Source organism: Pseudomonas sp. 05N36, assembly GCF_056397385.1.
This window is the reverse complement of sequence record NZ_JBFTNH010000067.1, coordinates 1-476: the sequence shown is the minus strand read 5'-3', so window position 1 is coordinate 476 and position 476 is coordinate 1. Positions and strand designations below refer to the sequence as shown.

General features: G+C 64.4%; 1 protein-coding gene. It reads right to left on the bottom strand.

The annotated features are described in order from the left end of the window. Positions 1 to 476: Ig-like domain-containing protein (locus AC1DIH_RS28180; protein ID WP_477774095.1), on the bottom strand; the 476-nt coding region annotated here is incomplete at both ends.

Sequence of the window (476 nt, the reverse complement as noted above, 5' to 3'; positions counted from 1 at the left end):
GGGCGCTGACTATCGATAGCGTAAGTATTGGAATCGGTGGTCGCGGTACCGGCGTTKCCGGCCAGGTCGGCAATCCCGGTGTTGTCCAGGGTGATCACGTTGCCGCTGTGGGTGACGCCGTTCACCGGCGTCAGGGTGGCGGTCCAGGTCACGCCGCCATCGCTGCTGCTCACCGCRCTCARCGTACCGTTGTCGATCGTCAGGTCGGCGTTGGTAAAACCGGTCACCGCTTCACTGAAGGTGATGGTCACCAACGAAGTCTGGCCGATCCCCAGCGCGGTGTCCGTCACCACGATGGTCGCCGTYGGMCGCKSGGTGTCGATGGCGTAGTTGTTSGARTCRGTGGTGCCCGCGCCGACGTTGCCGGAACCGTTCTGCACGCCGGTGTTGTCCAGGGTGATCAGGTTGGTGGCGTCGGTAATGGCGCTGGTCGGGGTGAAGGTCGCCGTCCAGGTGATCCCGCCATCGCTGCTGCT